Origin of the sequence: Roseobacter denitrificans OCh 114, from assembly GCF_000014045.1 — a bacterium.
GTDB lineage: Bacteria > Pseudomonadota > Alphaproteobacteria > Rhodobacterales > Rhodobacteraceae > Roseobacter > Roseobacter denitrificans.
In genome coordinates, this window is the sequence record NC_008209.1 from 1492111 (window position 1) to 1508888 (window position 16778).

The 16778-nt window shown below is 60.4% G+C and carries 14 protein-coding genes; 12 read left to right on the forward strand and 2 right to left on the reverse strand.

The window, feature by feature from the left end; all coding sequences use genetic code 11:
- Nucleotides 1–6 precede the first annotated feature (6 nt).
- From RD1_RS07250 to RD1_RS07295, 10 genes are all read left to right on the forward strand, one after another.
- Nucleotides 7–1011 carry a siroheme decarboxylase subunit beta gene (locus RD1_RS07250; protein WP_011567817.1) on the forward strand — a complete coding sequence of 335 codons (1005 nt, stop codon included), beginning with the start codon at nucleotides 7–9 and terminating at the stop codon, nucleotides 1009–1011.
- A complete protein-coding gene (locus RD1_RS07255) occupies nucleotides 1001–1450 on the forward strand; it encodes an Lrp/AsnC family transcriptional regulator (RefSeq protein WP_011567818.1) in 450 nt (149 codons plus the stop codon). Before RD1_RS07250 ends, RD1_RS07255 begins: the two co-directional genes overlap by 11 nt.
- Nucleotides 1447–1938, forward strand: coding sequence for a siroheme decarboxylase subunit beta (locus RD1_RS07260; protein ID WP_011567819.1), 492 nt, complete (start codon nucleotides 1447–1449; stop codon nucleotides 1936–1938). The genes RD1_RS07255 and RD1_RS07260 overlap by 4 nt, the downstream gene beginning before the upstream one ends.
- Nucleotides 1938–3152 carry a heme d1 biosynthesis radical SAM protein NirJ gene (gene nirJ, locus RD1_RS07265; RefSeq protein ID WP_011567820.1) on the forward strand — a complete coding sequence of 405 codons (1215 nt, stop codon included), beginning with the start codon at nucleotides 1938–1940 and terminating at the stop codon, nucleotides 3150–3152. The genes RD1_RS07260 and nirJ overlap by 1 nt, the downstream gene beginning before the upstream one ends.
- A complete protein-coding gene (locus RD1_RS07270) occupies nucleotides 3127–4674 on the forward strand; it encodes a nitrite reductase (RefSeq protein WP_011567821.1) in 1548 nt (515 codons plus the stop codon). Before nirJ ends, RD1_RS07270 begins: the two co-directional genes overlap by 26 nt.
- Nucleotides 4631–5383, forward strand: coding sequence for a sirohydrochlorin chelatase (locus RD1_RS07275; protein WP_011567822.1), 753 nt, complete (start codon nucleotides 4631–4633; stop codon nucleotides 5381–5383). The genes RD1_RS07270 and RD1_RS07275 overlap by 44 nt, the downstream gene beginning before the upstream one ends.
- Nucleotides 5380–5616: a hypothetical protein gene (locus RD1_RS07280; RefSeq protein ID WP_011567823.1), complete on the forward strand. Its 237-nt coding sequence runs from the start codon at nucleotides 5380–5382 to the stop codon at nucleotides 5614–5616. The genes RD1_RS07275 and RD1_RS07280 overlap by 4 nt, the downstream gene beginning before the upstream one ends.
- A 65-nt stretch (nucleotides 5617–5681) precedes the next feature.
- Nucleotides 5682–6896, forward strand: coding sequence for a 5-aminolevulinate synthase (gene hemA, locus RD1_RS07285; RefSeq protein WP_011567824.1), 1215 nt, complete (start codon nucleotides 5682–5684; stop codon nucleotides 6894–6896).
- Between the two features lie 274 nt (nucleotides 6897–7170).
- Nucleotides 7171–8232, forward strand: a complete 1062-nt coding sequence (locus RD1_RS07290) for a glycosyltransferase family 2 protein (RefSeq protein ID WP_011567825.1) — start codon at nucleotides 7171–7173, stop codon at nucleotides 8230–8232.
- Nucleotides 8233–8437: 205 nt separating this feature from the next.
- Nucleotides 8438–9862 carry an oligosaccharide flippase family protein gene (locus RD1_RS07295; RefSeq protein ID WP_011567826.1) on the forward strand — a complete coding sequence of 475 codons (1425 nt, stop codon included), beginning with the start codon at nucleotides 8438–8440 and terminating at the stop codon, nucleotides 9860–9862.
- Between the two features lie 40 nt (nucleotides 9863–9902).
- On the opposite strand, the gene RD1_RS07300 is transcribed toward RD1_RS07295, so the two are convergent.
- Nucleotides 9903–10898: a glycosyltransferase family 2 protein gene (locus RD1_RS07300; protein ID WP_011567827.1), complete on the reverse strand. Its 996-nt coding sequence runs from the start codon at nucleotides 10896–10898 to the stop codon at nucleotides 9903–9905.
- Nucleotides 10899–11086: 188 nt separating this feature from the next.
- Nucleotides 11087–12727 carry a GMC family oxidoreductase gene (locus tag RD1_RS07305; protein WP_011567829.1) on the reverse strand — a complete coding sequence of 547 codons (1641 nt, stop codon included), beginning with the start codon at nucleotides 12725–12727 and terminating at the stop codon, nucleotides 11087–11089.
- 284 nt (nucleotides 12728–13011) lie between these two features.
- On the opposite strand from RD1_RS07305, the gene RD1_RS07310 reads away from it, so the two are divergent.
- Both RD1_RS07310 and RD1_RS07315 read left to right on the forward strand, forming a co-directional pair.
- Nucleotides 13012–13998: a TAXI family TRAP transporter solute-binding subunit gene (locus tag RD1_RS07310; RefSeq protein ID WP_011567830.1), complete on the forward strand. Its 987-nt coding sequence runs from the start codon at nucleotides 13012–13014 to the stop codon at nucleotides 13996–13998.
- Nucleotides 13999–14112: 114 nt separating this feature from the next.
- On the forward strand, nucleotides 14113–16341 hold the full coding sequence (locus RD1_RS07315; RefSeq protein ID WP_011567831.1) for a TRAP transporter permease: 2229 nt from the start codon (nucleotides 14113–14115) through the stop codon (nucleotides 16339–16341).
- Nucleotides 16342–16778 lie beyond the last annotated feature (437 nt).

Consider the following 16778-nt stretch of genomic DNA (forward strand, 5'->3'; position numbering starts at 1 on the left):
ACACATATGACGCTGGATGCGCTCGACTGGAGGCTGATGAACGACTGGCAACGTGCCTTGCCGCTCGTGTCACGCCCGTTTGACGAAATAGCGCGCCGTCTTGATACATCAGAGGCGTGCATCATTGAACGGCTGCAAAAGCTGCTGGAAACCGGCGCGATCAGCCGGATCGGGGCCACTTGCCGGCCCAACACGCTGGCCGCAAGCACGCTTGCCGCCGTTGCAGCACCCGAAGGCCAGATCGAAGAAATCGCCGCCGTGATCAATGCGCAGGAAGGGGTCAACCATTCCTATGAGCGCGAAAACAAATGGAATATCTGGTTTGTCGCCACCGGGCCGACGCGCGCTTTTGTCGATGACATCCTGCGGCGGATTACGCAACAGACCGGCCTGCGGGTGCTGGATCTGCGGCTTGAGCGGCCCTTCAACGTGGATCTTGGCTTTGCGCTGGATGGGTCGAACGCGCTGCCGCAACCGCGCGCGGTCGATATGGACATCAGGATCGAAGCCAGCGACCGCGCGATCATGCAGGCGCTTTCCGAAGGGATGACGCCCACCGCCTGCCCGTTTGCGGACCTCGCCGCGCGGCTGGGTCAGACCGAGGCTGAGGTGCTGGAGCGGGTCCGGGTACTGGCGCAGTCGGGTATCTTGTCGCGCATCGGCCTGATCGTGCGCCACCGGGCGCTGGGATGGCGCGCCAATGCGATGTGCGTCTTCAATGTACCGCCGGATGAGGTCGAGGCCTGCGGACTTGCGTTGACCGCCGTGCAGGGGGTGACGCTCTGTTACGAGCGGCGCGCCGTGCCGGGGGTATGGCCCTATACGCTTTACTGCATGATCCACGGGCGCAGCCGCGCTGAAACGCTGGATGTTCTGAGCCAGGCCCGGGTGGCCGCGCGTCTGGTGCCCTATGAATACCGCGTCCTTTTCAGCACCCGCTGTTTTCGCCAGCAGGGTGCGCTGATCGTGGCGCCATCCAGCAAGACATCAGGAGAATCACATGCAGATTGACGATACCGATCGGCAGATCATCAACGCGCTGCAAACCGGGTTTCCGATTGCGCCCCGCCCCTTTGCGCTGGCCGCTGAGCGTCTCGGACTGGCCGAGGGCGATCTGATCGCACGGCTGGCCCGCATGAAAGACGCAGGCATCATCACGCGTTTCGGCCCGTTTCTGGACGCAGCAGCCATGGGCGGTGCCTTTTGCCTGTGTGCCATGGAAGTCCCGCCTGCGCAGTTCGAGGCGATGACCCGCACCGTCAACAGTTTCGATGAAGTGGCGCATAATTATGCGCGCGATCACCGTCTGAACATGTGGTTCGTGCTGGCCACCGAGACTCCCGCGGGGATCACCGAGACCGCCGCGCGCATCGAGGCGGCAACCGGCCTGCCGGTGTTCCAGTTTCCCAAACTCAAGGAATTCTTCGTGGGCTTCCGGGTGGCGGCATGAGCATCTCACCCCAAGACCGCGCCCTGATCAAAGCCTGTCAGGCGGGCCTACCGCTGGTGCCGGAACCCTACGCGCAGATCGCCAAACAGCTGGATATGACACAGGCGGATGTGATGAACCGCCTTGAGGTGCTGTTGGGGCAGGGGGTCATCCGCCGTGTGGGCATTGCGCCCAATCACTATAAACTCGGCATGGCCGCCAACGGCATGACCGTCTGGGACATCGACGATGCGCAGGCCGAAGAACTGGGCGCGCTGGTCGGTGCGATGGAGGATGTGACCCATTGCTATCTGCGTCCGCGCAAGCGGCCCGTCTGGCCTTATAACCTTTTTGCCATGCTGCACGGCTCCACCCGCGACGAGGTTGAGGAAAAACGCCAGCATATCGTGCAATTGCTGGGCTCTGCGGTGCGCGCGCATGACGTGCTCTATTCGACGCAAATCCTCAAGAAAACCGGTCTGCGACTGGCCAGTAAAGGAGCCACCTGATGTTTCGACTGACCCAATATATGGAACAGCTGATCACGCCCACACCACCCCGCGTCAGGCGTGGCCCGGTTCGGCCCGTTGTGATCTGGAACCTGACGCGGCGCTGCAATCTGAAATGCCGTCACTGCTATACGACCTCCTCGGACAATATCTTCCCCGGTGAATTATCCACGAAACAGGCGCTGGGGGTGATTGACGATCTGGCGGAATTCAAGATTCCCGCGTTGATCCTGTCGGGCGGTGAGCCGCTGTCGCGTGGGGATATTTACGAGCTTGCACAGTACGCCCGCGAAAAGGTCCGCTATCTGGCGTTGTCGACCAATGGCACGCGCATCGACGCCGAGGCGGTGGAAAAGATCGCTGACATCGGGTTCAACTATGTGGGCATCAGCATCGACGGCGTGGGGGCCACAAATGACTGGTTCCGCGGTCAGGAAGGTGCCTTTGACGAGGCGCTCGCCGGCGCGCGCCTGTGCAAGGAAAAGGGCATCAAGGTCGGCCTGCGCTTTACCCCCACCGAGGATAACGCCGAACAGCTGCCCGCGATCCTTGATCTCTGCGAGGCGGAAGGCATTGATAAATTCTACATGTCGCATCTGGTCTATGCCGGGCGCGGCAACAAGAACCGGGGCGAAGACGCAGGGCATGCCCGCGCACGCTCCTGCGTTGATCTGCTGCTTGATCGCGCGTGGAGCGCGCTGCAACAGGGCCGTCATTTCGAGGTTGTCACCGGCAACAATGACGCCGATGCAGTGCGGTTCCTGAACTGGGCCAGCGACCGCTTTGCCCCTGAGCAGATCGACCACCTGACCGCGCATTTGCAGGCCTGGGGCGGGAATTCCTCCGGTGTCGGCGTGGCCAATATCGACCCCACGGGCAAGGTGCATCCTGATACCTATTGGTCCGATTACACCGTAGGCAATGTGAAATCCGATACGTTCTCGGACCTCTGGACTGGCTCAGACGAGATGCTGGCCTTGTTGCGCACGCGACCCCGTCCTTTGAAAGGGCGCTGCGGGGCCTGCGCGCATCAATCGGTTTGTGGCGGCAACACGCGCATCCGCGCGCTGCAACTGACGGGTGATCCGTGGGAGGAAGACCCCGCCTGCTATCTGTCAGACGCCGAGATCGGGTTGGACGGGGCGAAGGCCCCGCGCATTGAACTTCGCAAATTCACCGGGAGGCGACATGATCCGGCGCATAATTTCACTTAGTCTGCTGGCGCTCACACCGCTGAGCGCTCAAGGCGAACCGGCAGTTCTCTATGCCACCCATTGCGCGGTCTGCCACGGCGATGACCGTCTGGGCAGCCTTGGCCCTGCCTTGATCCCCGAAAGCCTGCGCCGTCTGAAGGGCGACAAGCTGGAAGCGGTGATCGCACAGGGGCGCATCAGCACGCAGATGCCCGGCTTTGACGCACAGATCAGTGCCGAGGATATCACCGAACTGGCCGCTTATCTGCACACGCCCCTGCCGGAAATACCGGTGTGGAACGCGGAGCGTATTGCCGAAACGCTTGAGGTGAACCCCGATTACGTCGCACCCGATGCGCCGCAACATGATGCCGATCCGCTCAATATCTTCGTGGTGGTGGAAACCGGTGATCACCACATCAGCGTGCTGGATGGCGACACATTTGACGTGCTCGCCCGGCTACCCACACCGCTGGCCGTGCATGGCGGGCCGAAATTCACCCCCGACGGGCGGTTCACCTTTGTGATGTCGCGCGACGGCTGGGTGCAAAAGATCGACCTGTGGTCCATGCAGGAGGTCGCGCGTCTGCGCGCGGGCGTCAACAGCCGCAACATCGCCATGTCCAAGGACGGCAAATACCTCGCCGTGGCCAATTACCTGCCCCATAGCCTGACCATTCTCTCCACGGCGGATATGTCGGTAGAGCGCATCTTTGATGTGGTGGGCAAAGACGGTGAATCCTCGCGGGTCTCTGCCGTCTATCAGGCCCCGCAGCGCGACAGTTTCATTCTTGCTCTGAAAGACATCCCCGAGATCTGGGAGGTTGCGACCGATCCCAAGGCGGACCCCGTGTACGAAGGTTTCGTGCATAGTCGCGAAAAGGGCATGGTCGAGGCGATCGCTTCGTCCGAGGGGCTTTTTGCGCGCCGCCGCATCGAAGTGACCGAGCCGCTGGATGATTTCTTTTTCACGCCGGATTACCGGTTTCTGATCGGGGCCGCGCGGGAAAGCGACCGGGGCGTTGTGGTCAACCTGAACGTGGGCCGCGAGACGCATGAATTGCCGCTCTCGGGTCTGCCGCATCTGGGGTCGGGCATCTCTTGGGAGTATCAGGGGCGGCGCGTCATGGCGACACCGCACCTGCGCGAGGCAAAACTGTCGGTTATCGACATTCAGAACTGGGAAGTCCTGACGCAGATCGACACCGACGGGCCGGGGTTTTTCATGCGCAGCCATGAAAATTCGCCCTACGTCTGGGCTGATGTGTTTTTCGGCCCCAACCGTGACGTGATGCATGTGATCGACAAGCAGACGCTGGAGATCGTCAAGACCCTGCGCCCCGTGCCCGGCAAGACGCTGGCGCATGTGGAGTTTGATCGTGAAGGTCGCCACGCGCTTGTCAGCCTGTGGGAAGACGACGGGGCGATCCTGATCTACGACGCGCAGACGCTGGAAGAAGTCAAACGGCTACCCATGAGCAAACCATCAGGGAAATACAATGTTTTCAATAAGATCACCTTTTCTGACGGCACCAGTCATTGATCGGCCCATCCTTGTGGTCACACATGGTTCACCCTCTGAACCTGCACCACAGGAAGCGGCCGTGCAGGCGTTGGCGGCGCGGCTGAACCAGCTTCTGCCCGACACTACGGTGCGCGGCGCGACCCTTGCGTCCGAGGGCGCGCTGGATCGGGCTGTGCGGGGCCTGGAGCGGCCGATCGTCTGCCCCTGGTTCATGTCCGATGGTTGGTTTGTCAAAACCCATCTGCCCAAACGGCTGAAAGCGGCGGGTCTGTCCGATTGGGAGGCGACAGCGCCGATGGGGCTGATGCCGGGGGTGGCGCGGCTGATGTGTGATCGCATACGCCTGCGTATTGCGACGCTGGATTGGCAGATGGCGCAAACCACTGTCATTCTCGCCGCGCACGGCTCACCCTCCAGCAGCAAGCCGCGCGAGGCGACCGAAGCCGCAGCAAGGGCGCTGGCGGCACAGGGCGCATTCAAGGCGGTTCGACCCTGTTACGTGGACGAGCCCCCCGCGATCCGCGATGTGGTGTCTGCGGTTCAGGGTCACGCCATTGTGGTGCCGTTCTTTGCCGTGCGTGCGGGTCATGTCACGGGTGATCTGCCCGAAGAACTTGAGGCTGCGCGGTTCAACGGGCCGGTTCTGGACCCTGTTGGAACATGGCCAGAGACGCCTGCGCTGGCGCTGGCCGCGATTACCGACCTGTTCAAACCGGAGTGTGTATGAGCGATGACCGCCCCTGGCCGGTGTGGAAACTGGCGCTGTTGATGTATCCCTTTGCGTCTGGTGCGGTGGCGATCAACCTCTTCATGCTCAGCCTGATGGCGCCGGTTGTGGGGCTGGACACGCTGAACCCGCTGACGGCGTTGAAACTGTCCGTTGTTCTGGGGGTGCCGGCCGCATGGGCGGCGGGTCGCTGGGCACGTCATTTAATGGATGAGGCAGACGAGGGCACTTGACCAATGTCAAGGCCATGGGCGCGCACCCCCGGTTTTATGGGTGAAACCCCGGGGGAGAGACCTGCATGAACTACGACGCCTTTTTCGCTGAACAACTGGACCAACTGCGCGCCGAAGGGAACTACCGCGTTTTTGCGGAACTTGAACGAGACGCCACTGATGCGCCCCACGCTACGATGCACGGGGCTGACAAGGCGCGCCCCGTGACGGTCTGGTGTTCCAACGATTATCTTGGGATGGGCAAATCGGCATTCGTGCGGCAAGCCGTTGCCGACGCGGCCCTGAAGGATGGGGCCGGTGCCGGGGGCACGCGCAACATTTCAGGCACGGCCACGCAGCACGTCGCGCTTGAGGCCGAACTGGCGGATTTGCACGGCAAGGAAGCCGCATTGCTGTTCACGTCGGGCTATGTGTCCAACTGGGCGAGCCTCAGCACATTGGGTGCGCATCTGCCCGGTTGCACCATTCTTTCGGATGAAATGAACCATGCCAGCATGATCGAAGGCATCCGCCACAGCCGGGCAGGCAAGGTCATCTGGAAACACAACGACCCCGAAGACCTCAATCGCAAGCTTGAGGCGCTGCCGAAAGGGGGCGCGCGTCTGATCGCCTTTGAATCGGTCTATTCCATGGATGGAGACATCGCGCCAATCGCGGAAATCCTCGATGTGGCCGAGGCGCATGGGGCCATGACCTATCTCGATGAGGTGCATGCCGTCGGGCTTTATGGCCCGCAGGGCGGCGGCATTGCCGAACGCGAGGGGCTGGCGCACCGCGTGTCCCTGATCGAGGGCACATTGGGCAAGGCCTTTGGCGTCATGGGGGGCTATATCGCGGGATCAGCCGTGATGTGCGATTTCGTGCGCTCTTTTGCCAGCGGGTTCATCTTTACCACCGCCTTGCCCCCCGCGCTGGCCGCGGGCGCGCTGACGTCCATCCGGCATCTGCGGCGCAGTGATCTGGAACGCCGCCGCCAACAGGCCAATGTGGCCAAGCTGCGCGCGCGCCTTGATGCGATGCGTCTGCCCCATCTGGACAACCCAAGCCATATCGTGCCGGTGATGGTCGGTGATCCGTTCAAAGCCAAATTCCTCAGCGACACCCTGCTGGAGCAGCATGGCATCTACGTGCAGCCGATCAATTACCCGACCGTGCCCAAAGGAACGGAGCGGTTGCGCATCACGCCCTCACCCCTGCATACGGATGAAGATACCGACCGTCTGGTTGCGGCACTGTCCGATCTGTGGTCGCAATGCGCGCTGAACCGGGCAGTTGCCTGAAACCTCTGCGGGAAAAACCGTTTTCGGGGCGGCCTGATGCCGCTGTTCTGCATGGAATCGCCGGGGCTTGCCCGACAAAAGCCCTTCAGCCAGCCAAGGTCTGAACCAGGACTGAACTGCACCGGATCGGCATAAAACCACCGTGTGTTTTATCATATTTTAAAAAAACGGGTGAATTATGGCAGGGTGATTTCCGGAGGCGCATTTTTCCCTTTCCAATGCGATGATCTAGATTGATAAGTTCGGCTTGGTTCGGTGCATGGGCGTGGATACGATGAAACTGTCGGAAGTTGAGACCCTGGTGACAGTTGTCATACCGGCCTACAATGTTGAGACGACACTTGATGCCACGCTGAACAGCGCTCGCAATCAGTCATATCAAAACCTTGAAATCATCGTTGTTGTCGATGGCGCCACGGATGGCACCGAGGCAATCGCACGACAGCATGCGCAACAGGATGAGCGCATATCAATCGTTGTCACGCCCAACTGTGGTTTGTGTCCGGCGCGCAATACCGGGGCGCGTGCGGGGTCGGGCGCTTTCATAGCCCCGCTGGATGCAGATGATATCTGGCACCGCGATAAAATCCAAAAACAGCTCGATGTTTTTGCGGCAGGCGGGGACGACATGGGCATGGTCTACACATTGTTCAGGCGGATCGACCAATGGGATTATCTGATCCGTGATGGTGCTTTGACCTGTTGGTCGGGCGATGTCTTTCATGCGTCCTTGCTCTATAATTGCGTGGGCAACGGCAGTTCGATCATGGTCAGACGCAGCGCTTTCGAGCAGGTCGGCGGCTATGCGATGGAACTGAACCGGGTCGGATGTGAGGATTACTTGCTGCAGATCCTCATTTCGCATGACTGGCGTGTCGGGGTCGTGCCGGAATACATGACCGGGTATCGGTACGACCATGTGTCGATGTCCCGAAACCACGTGCGCATGGCGCTGGCACGGTTGAAACTGCTGGATATCGTCGCGCAACGCCATCCTGATGTGCCGGAGGAAATCATGCAACTGGCACGCGCTCAGGCGCGGGCTGAACTGGCGATTTCCAGCGCGCGGGCCGGAAAGATCGCCAATGCCGTCTCTGAATTCTCGGCGGCATTTCGCATCAACGTATTTGCAACCATGGCCTATTCCTTTTATCGCCTTCGCGATCTCGCCTATCGCTTTATTCGCTCTGCCGGGGCGAATTTCAAACGCAGCAAACCACCAAGGTTTCAGGATATGGACCCCAAGACGCATTATGGTGTGTCCTATCACCCTCTGCGTTCTCGCACGATGCGGCGTCTTTTGCGTCAATCGTCCGTGTCTACCAGGCAATGCTGAGCCAAGGTTCAATGAGCATGCGCAGTGATCTGGTGGCGATTGATCGGCGCAGGATACCGCGACAACACAGCCCATCGGGTGGCTGTCGATTGGCGCGCGGAATGCCAGCCAGTCATCGGAGCGCTCAAGTATCGGATGCCGTGCGCGCCTTCCCTCAAATGGGCGGTCGTGCCTATGGTCGCGCCATGCTGCCGCGTTACACCTCATGAGCCTGCGCCGGGCGATACGCGACCGGATACTGAGCCGCCCGGCCGTTCTGGCCGCCCATGCGGTGACGCTGTTGGTTCTGTCCCGCCTGTTGACACCCGCCGAATTCGGTTTGTTTGCCCTTGCCGCTGTCGCCCATCAGATTGCGGTTGCTCTGGCTGATCTGGGTATCAAGACCCAGTTGCTGAACAGCCCGTCGCTGGACCCCCACCGCCATGGTGAGGCTTTCGGCCTCGCGCTGACCGCTGCCTGTGTCGTCGCGGCGGGTTTTCTGGGGGTTGCGTTGCTGTTGCCCGACGCGCTCGCCCCCCCATCGCTGGACGCGACACTGTGGATATTCGCAGCCGCGGTTCTGCTTGGCCCGCTGGAGTTGCTGTTCAACATTCCGCTCATGCAGAGCATGCGCTTCGGGTTGATTTCCGTGGTCAACGTGTTCGGCGCATGGATCCGCTGCGGCGTCTCGATCATCGCGGCACTCTACGGGGCTGGTCCGGCTGCACTCGCGGCGGGGCTGCTGGCGGAGCAGATCGTCTCCTTTGCCATGTTTGCAATTGCCAGACGCAACGAGCAGGTACCGGCCCCGCGCATGACCGGCTGGCGCAGGTTGATCGAAGACGGCGCGCGCCTGAGCGGAAATCAGGTTATCCGCCATCTGAGCGAGTTGGGCCTGATGGGCGCAATTTCCGGCTTTCTCGGCGTTGCAACGCTCGGGGTCTACAACCGTGCGGATCAGGTCGTGAAGCTGTTTGACAAGATATTCCTCAACAGCTTCAGCCCGGTGATCCACCCGGCGTTTGTGCAGGCGATCAAGGACAAGCATGACCCGGCAACGATCTATCTCAAGAAGGTAGAGTTGTTGACCGCCCTGATCTGGCCGGCCTTTGCGATGATCGCCATCCTTGCGGACCCGCTGTGTCGCGTGGTGCTGGGACCGGGGTGGGATGCAGCCCCTGTTGTCGTGCAACTGCTGGCGTTGATCGGCATCGCGCGGCCTTTCACGCAGATGAATCAGGCGCTTTTCATTGCCTTGGGTGAATTGCGCCTGAGCACGCGGCTTGATGTGCAGCATCACATCACGCGGGTGGCGCTGGCCAGTTGTGGTGCGTTGATTTCCCTTGAAGCGGTCTGCATCGCCCTCGCGATGTCAGGTGTGATCGACGCCATACGCCAGACCCGCGCCTTCGCGCGCTCCACGGGCTATGAAAAGCGCCAACTGTTCAACGTGGCCTTGAACGCGTTTTTGCTCACGCTGTGCACAGTTGCGCCCGCTGCCCTGGCCTTGAGTTTTGTATCCACCGGCAGCGTCTTTCTGGAACTTATTCTATCTGCATCAGCCGGTGCTGTCGGGTTTGTTTTGGCGGTCTGCGTAATGCGCAATGTGCTGTTTCATGAGGCGCAAAAGGCGCTCAAACGTATCTTCTGAGCACCCGCGATCCCTTGGTTTGAACCAAAGGGCGCGCCCCTTATGACCGCAAACGCTTGCGCAGGCGGCTCACCCCGCGCCACAGGGCCGGCGGCAGGACAGCTTTGGCGATGGCAAAGGCCGCGCTGCTGCCGAGGGTGCCGGGCAGAGCAAGGCGCGGCGAATAGAACAGCGCGCTGATCCAATAGCTGATGGCCAACCACACATCCCCATGCCGGGCCGCCAGCAACGACCAATAGGCGCGCACCAGACCAAAATGCCTTCGCCGTGCAAAGACGCCGATCTCGCGCAACAGGGCCTGGTGATTGCCGAGGAACTGGGCATGACCCTTTTGCATGCGCCGCACGTCGGAGGTTATCTGTGCCGACCGGATGCGATAGTCCACCAGCGCTTGCGGGCACTGAACGAGCGTTGATTTGCGCACCCATAGAATGCGCAGCCAACAATCCACGTCATTGTTCGATTTCAACGCGGTATCAAAACCACCACCCGCGGCGAAAGCCTCGCTGCGCACAAGCACGCCCGTGGCGCTTTCTGCCGGTGTGGCGATCAGCGTCTCACCCGCATCGAAGTGTTTTGGGTCACGCGGCGGATTGTGCGCCCGGTGGATCGTTTCGCCCAGATAATTGACCTCTCGCCCGGCTTCATCAATCCGACGGTAATGCGGACAGGCGATATCGCTTTGAGGATAGGCATCCAGAGTGTCCACAAGCTGCGCAAGCGTTTGCGGCGCCCAGCGGTCATCCGCGTCGATAAAGCCCAAAAGTGCGCCCCGCGCCTGCGCAACTCCGTGGTTGCGTGCAGAGGACGCGCCCCCGTTTTCTTGTGTCAAAACCCGCAAGCGTTGCGGGTCGAGCGGCCAGTTTTGCTGCCATGCGGCAAGAATTTCTGCGGTGCGGTCGGTGGATGCATCATCGACGATGATCAGTTCGAGTGAGGCATAGGACTGCGCGGCAATCGACGCGATTGCCTCGTCGATGAAATCCTCGACGTTATGCGCGGGCATTATGACGGAAACGCGCGGTTCCTGTTGCAACTCTCAACGCTCCGCTAAATCCAAGGGCGATGACACTGCGCTATCATTGTGATGGCCGGGCCTCAAGCGGCCAAGGGGTTTGTCCGGCTTCCGGCGGCCCTCATCATCGCGGCTGGCAAGGTCAACGGGCGGGTTCTTGACTTCACTGTGCCATGATTCCACGCGTTGACCTGCGCGGGCGTCACCCCTTACGGCGGTGCGCTCGCCTCGCCCCTCACTGGCAAGTCCGCCGCAGGCAGCGGTGCAAGGCCCCGCACCATGTCCGAGGCTTTTTCGCCAATCATGATCGTGGGCGCATTGGTATTTGACGCATTGATCCGGGGCATGATGGACGCGTCGCAGACCCGCAGCCCGCACGCCCCGATCACGCGCAGCGCCGGGTCGACAACAGCATCGGGGCCCGTTCCCATCCGACAGGTCCCGACGGGGTGGTGGTCGGTTTTGGCAATTCTGATCGCATAGCGCAGCAGGTCCTCTTTGGTGGTGCCGGGTCCGGGCAAGACCTCGGTTGCAACGTATTTCGACAGTGCAGGTTGCGCCATGATCTCGCGGGCGATCTCCAGACCTCTTAACGACATCTCCCGGTCATGGGGGTCACCCCAGAAATTCGGGTCAATCAGGGGCGGCACAGTGGGATCGGAGGACGCGAGCCGCACGGACCCGCGTGATCTCGGGCGGATCAAGGCACTGTTGAGCGTCACGCCCGCGCCTTTTATCCTGACGATCCCTTTCTCAATGCCCGATCCTTGGCCGAGGTGAAACTGAAGGTCGGGGTAGGGCGCGTTCGGATCGGCATAGCCAAAGCCCCCCGTTTCAAACAGCGATGCCGTGGCAGGTCCGGTCCTTGTCAGATAATAGCGCAAACCCGCCAACAGCGTGCGATCAATGCGGTCGGCTCCGTCGTAGGTATGCCGCCCGGTGCATTGCGATATCGTGCAAAGGTCGAGGTGATCCTGCAGGTTTGACCCGACACCGGGCACATCCAGCGCAACGTCAATGCCGACACTGCGCAGATGATCCGCGGGGCCAATGCCTGAATACATCAACAGGCGGGGTGATCCGATGGCGCCGGCTGTGACGATCACTTCGCGGTCCGCACGGATCAGCAGATCAGCACCGTTGTGGCGCAGAAGAACCCCGATTGCCTTGTGTCCCTCAAGCTTGATACGCGACACTTCTGCGCGCGTGCGCACGGTCAGGTTTGCGCGTGTCTGGGCCGGTTTCAGGAAAGCCCGCGCGGTGGAGGAACGACGCGCGTCGCGTTGCGTCAGTTGGTAAAACCCGCAGCCTTCCTGCCGCATCCCGTTGAAATCAGGGTTATGCGCAAGGCCCCATTCCTGCGCGGCCTCAATAAATGCCGTGCAGATGGGCAGCGCACCGCGCGGCTTTGATACACCAAGGGGACCGTCCTGACCGTGATACAGGTCGGAAAAGACCTCATTGCCTTCGGAGCGCTTGAAATACGGTAGAACTTCGCGATAGCTCCATCCGCGACAGCCGTGGTGTTCTGCCCAATTGTCGTAGTCATGCGGATTGCCCCGCGTATAGATCTGCGCGTTGATCGAAGAGCCGCCGCCGATGACCTTGGCCTGCGTATACCAGAGCGACCGACCGTTCAGCCCTTTCTGGGGCACGGTGGACCACCCCCATGATGCGATGCCCTTGGTCATCCTCGCAAAGCCTGCAGGTATATGAAACAATGGGTTACGGTCAGGACCGCCCGCCTCTAACAGCAAGACAGAGGTGTTTTTGTCCTCGCTCAACCGGGCGGCCATCACGCAGCCCGACGACCCGCCCCCCACGATGATGTAGTCGAAAACCTCCTGCATCCCTGGCCCTTGTTTTTGTAACTGTTTGGTTACATCAGTAAGACCTGGCTGTCCGCAAGATGTCAACCTGCGCGCTCGAAATTGCGCGATGAACTGCGGTGCACCCTGCCGCAACACCGCCCTTTATCGGGAATGTGATCATGGATGGGCAAAAATTGCCTTATATTGATTGCTTAGCGGCCAAATGACGCCTAATTACGAAAGCACACTCGACGCGGGTCGTCGGGAGATAACAAGCGCGGTGCATCTGAAAGCACCCGAAATGAACACGTGGAGGAAGACTTATGAAAACGCCCGCAATTATTGTGGCAACAGCCTTGCTGAGCCAGGCTGCATTTGCCGATGGTCACGAAGACCGCACGGGATGGCCCGAAAGCTTTACGGTTGCGACCGCGTCTCAGGGCGGCACATATTTCGCATACGGATCGGGTTGGGCCAACCTTGTCGCGGAAGAACTCGGCATCAGTGGCGGTGGCGAAGTCACCGGTGGTCCGGGTCAGAACATGGCGCTGGTGCACACGGGTGATGCGCAATTCGGCATGACGACCATGGGGCCGGCCGCCGAAGCCATCGCGGGCGAAAGCCCGATCGCGCCGGGCCTGCAAATGACCAACGCATGTGCGATGTTCCCGATGTATCAGACGCCTTTCTCGGTCACGACGCTTGCATCCTCCGGGATCACCGCAATTTCCGAAATCCCTGAAGGTGCGCGCATCGGGTTTGGCCCCGCGGGTTCCACGTCTGATACGTACTTCCCACGCATGATGGACACGCTCGGCGTCAATTACGAGCGCCGCAACGGATCATGGAGCGATCTGGGCGGTCAGCTTCAGGACGGTCTGCTGGACGTGATCGCCTTTGCGGCGGGTGTGCCGGTTCCTGCGGTCAGCCAGCTTGAAGTGCAAACGGATGTGAACATCATCGAGTTCACCGCCGAAGAGCAGGCGACCATCATGGAGGCATTCCCGGTGGCGGCCTATGCGATTGCCGAAAGCACCTATTCAACGCTTGAAGCCGATGCGCGCTCGGTTTCGATGTGGAACTTTGCCATTGCGAATTGCGATCTGCCCAACAGCTTTGTCAAAGCGGTGGTCGATATCATTATGTCGGACAATGAGCGTATGATGAACATCCACAAGGCCGCCCGCACGACTGTGCCGGAAAACTGGGACAAGAACGCCGGTGTGATCGCCTGGCATCCAGGTGCCGCAGAGTGGTTCATTGAGAACGCCGGGGCCGATATCCCCGCCGATCAGATCCACAGCAAGTAAATCTCAAAGCCCCTGAGCTGCGCCGCTGGCGTGGCTCAGGTTGATACGCATTTCCTGCACGCGCCAATATCCGGTGTTGTGCAGACGACGCTCACAGCGAAATGGAGCTCAGCCATGGTCAGCACCCCCCAGCCAGACAGTGCGGTCGAAAGCCCGATCAACACGCAAGGGGTCGATGACGAACCGCTTGGCAGCAACCAGCGCGTGTTTGAGGGGCGCACCAAATTCCTGATCGCTGCTTTTGCAGGGATCTATGCGCTGTTTCACATGGCGGTTCTGAACGGGTGGTCGATTGGTGGCTGGACCGGCATTTACATCCCCTACCTGCCGGTTTTCCCGATGGAGACGTGGAATTTCCGGATCGTTCATATCGCCGGGGCGCTGACGCTGGGCTTTCTGCTCTACTCGGCGCGTGGCTTTTCGGATGAGCCGCAGCGTCGCAACCATCCGCTTGATATCGTTGCATATGTTGCGCTGCTGCCGGCGCTTTACGCCTGTGTCACCGCGCTTGGTTTCGCGCGTGACATTGCGGGTGGCACGATGTGGAACGGCATTGATCCTGCGATCAGAAATGCAGAGATCTGGCATTATGGTATCCCCCTGATCGCTGCGACATCCATCGGCGTTCTGGTCGGTTGGATGCGCGCGCCGGAACGGGGCAGGCTGTCCCCCGCCGACCTCGTGCTGATCATCTGCGCGGGCGGTGTTGCGATCTACCTGATCACGATTTTTGGCACCTTGATGCGCAATGCAACGGGCACGCCGTTTGCCCCGATCGGCATGAGCCTCGCAGCCGTGGCCGGAACCATTCTGATCATGGAGATGACGCGCCGGGTTGCGGGCCTTGCGCTGATCGTGATCGCGGGGGTTTTCCTCGTCTATGTCTTTGTCGGTGAACGCCTGCCGGGATTCCTCAATGCGCCTGACATCACATGGCAGAGGTTCTTCAGCCAAGTCTATACGGATGCGGGAATTCTGGGGCCGACCACGGCGGTATCCTCGACCTATATCATTCTGTTCATCATCTTTGCCGCGTTCCTGCAGGCGTCCAAAGTGGGTGAATACTTTGTGAACTTCGCATTTGCGGCTGCGGGGCGCGCGCGCGGTGGTCCTGCGAAAGTGTCCATCTTTGCCAGCGGTCTGATGGGCATGATCAACGGCACATCCGCCGGGAACGTGGTTGCAACGGGGTCCCTGACAATCCCCCTGATGAAGAAGGTCGGCTACAAACCGACCACGGCGGGTGCGGTTGAGGCTGCGGCCTCCACGGGTGGTCAGATCATGCCGCCGATCATGGGTGCAGGTGCCTTCATCATGGCCGAGATCACAGGCATCCCCTACACCGACATCGCCATCGCCGCGATCATTCCGGCGGTCCTTTACTTTGTGTCCGTCTATTTCATGGTGGATTTCGAGGCGGCGAAACTGGGCATGCGTGGCATGCGCGAGGATGAACTGCCCAAATTCCGCGATATGGCGCGCCGGGTCTTTCTGTTCCTGCCGATTATCATCCTGATCGCTGCTCTCTTCATGGGATACTCGGTCATTCGCGCAGGCACACTCGCCACAGCCGCCGCCGCCGTGGTCAGCTGGTTCACGCCCTACCGGATGGGGATCAAATCGGTCTCCAAGGCCTTTGAACTCGCGGGCGTCATGTCCATCCAGATCATCGCGGTCTGTGCCTGTGCGGGTATCATCGTCGGGGTCATATCGCTGACGGGCGTCGGGGCGCGGTTCTCGTCGGTTCTGCTGAGCATTGCAGACACCAACCAACTGCTGGCGCTGTTCTTTGCAATGTGTATTTCGATCCTGCTGGGCATGGGGATGCCGACGACTGCGGCCTATGCTGTTGCCGCCAGCGTCGTTGCACCGGGACTTGTGCAGCTTGGAATTCCGGCCCTGACGGCGCATTTCTTTGTCTTCTACTTTGCTGTGGTTTCGGCCATCACGCCGCCTGTGGCGCTGGCCAGCTATGCGGCGGCAGGTATCTCGGGCGCAAACCCGATGGCCACCTCTGTCGCCTCTTTCAAGATCGGAATCTCCGCTTTCATCGTGCCGTTCATGTTCTTTTACAACTCGGCCCTGTTGATGGATGGCACATGGTTCGAAGTCCTCAGGGCAGGCGTTACAGCCATCCTCGGCGTTTACCTTTTGTCTTCGGGTGTACAGGGGTGGTGGGCTGCACGTCGCGCGAATATCGTGATACGCGGGGCGTTGATCGTCGTCGCTCTGTTCATGATTGAAGGCGGTCTGGTCTCTGACCTGATCGGCATCACGGGGGCGGTCGCATTGTTCTTCCTGTCCCGTTTCATCGGCCAGGACGTCGCCAAGACACAGGCGTAAAACAGAAACGGCATGATCCGGGGCAAAGGGTTTTCGCCCAAAAGCGCGACACGGCCGTCAACCCGCGCCTTCGATTCTGATCGCTGCGGCAGGAATTCACGCGAGGCGTGTGTGTGATTGATTTCTTTCATCAATCGCGAATTATGTATCGACGTGAATTGTTAAAATCCTGCGCCGCCCACCTGCTGCGCGACAAAATTTGCCATTTCTCAGTCTTGCAAGGTGCGCGTCGCAGGGTGCCGGGCCGTTGCCATGGCTTCTGATTGCGCCGGCTAAATCGCTAAATGCTTGGATATATTTACCAATCGAGCCCGCCGCAGCGCTCGCCATAGGGATGGCCGCAAGAAACCTCTGCATGTCCTAGATACACTGCATCTACACGTATAGGTCGAAATAGCGAGGTTGCGGTGAAAACGGCGGTCCCGATGCGCCCTTGC

Coding starts and splice junctions, on each gene's coding strand:
- RD1_RS07250 (WP_011567817.1), top strand. CDS start 7: ATGACGCTGGATGCGCTCGACTGGAGGCTGATGAACGACTGGCAACGT.
- nirJ (WP_011567820.1), top strand. CDS start 1,938: ATGTTTCGACTGACCCAATATATGGAACAGCTGATCACGCCCACACCA.
- RD1_RS07270 (WP_011567821.1), top strand. CDS start 3,127: ATGATCCGGCGCATAATTTCACTTAGTCTGCTGGCGCTCACACCGCTG.
- RD1_RS07295 (WP_011567826.1), top strand. CDS start 8,438: ATGAGCCTGCGCCGGGCGATACGCGACCGGATACTGAGCCGCCCGGCC.
- hemA (WP_011567824.1), top strand. CDS start 5,682: ATGAACTACGACGCCTTTTTCGCTGAACAACTGGACCAACTGCGCGCC.
- RD1_RS07290 (WP_011567825.1), top strand. CDS start 7,171: ATGAAACTGTCGGAAGTTGAGACCCTGGTGACAGTTGTCATACCGGCC.
- RD1_RS07260 (WP_011567819.1), top strand. CDS start 1,447: ATGAGCATCTCACCCCAAGACCGCGCCCTGATCAAAGCCTGTCAGGCG.
- RD1_RS07315 (WP_011567831.1), top strand. CDS start 14,113: ATGGTCAGCACCCCCCAGCCAGACAGTGCGGTCGAAAGCCCGATCAAC.
- RD1_RS07280 (WP_011567823.1), top strand. CDS start 5,380: ATGAGCGATGACCGCCCCTGGCCGGTGTGGAAACTGGCGCTGTTGATG.
- RD1_RS07310 (WP_011567830.1), top strand. CDS start 13,012: ATGAAAACGCCCGCAATTATTGTGGCAACAGCCTTGCTGAGCCAGGCT.
- RD1_RS07275 (WP_011567822.1), top strand. CDS start 4,631: ATGTTTTCAATAAGATCACCTTTTCTGACGGCACCAGTCATTGATCGG.
- RD1_RS07255 (WP_011567818.1), top strand. CDS start 1,001: ATGCAGATTGACGATACCGATCGGCAGATCATCAACGCGCTGCAAACC.
- RD1_RS07305 (WP_011567829.1), bottom strand. CDS start 12,727: ATGCAGGAGGTTTTCGACTACATCATCGTGGGGGGCGGGTCGTCGGGC.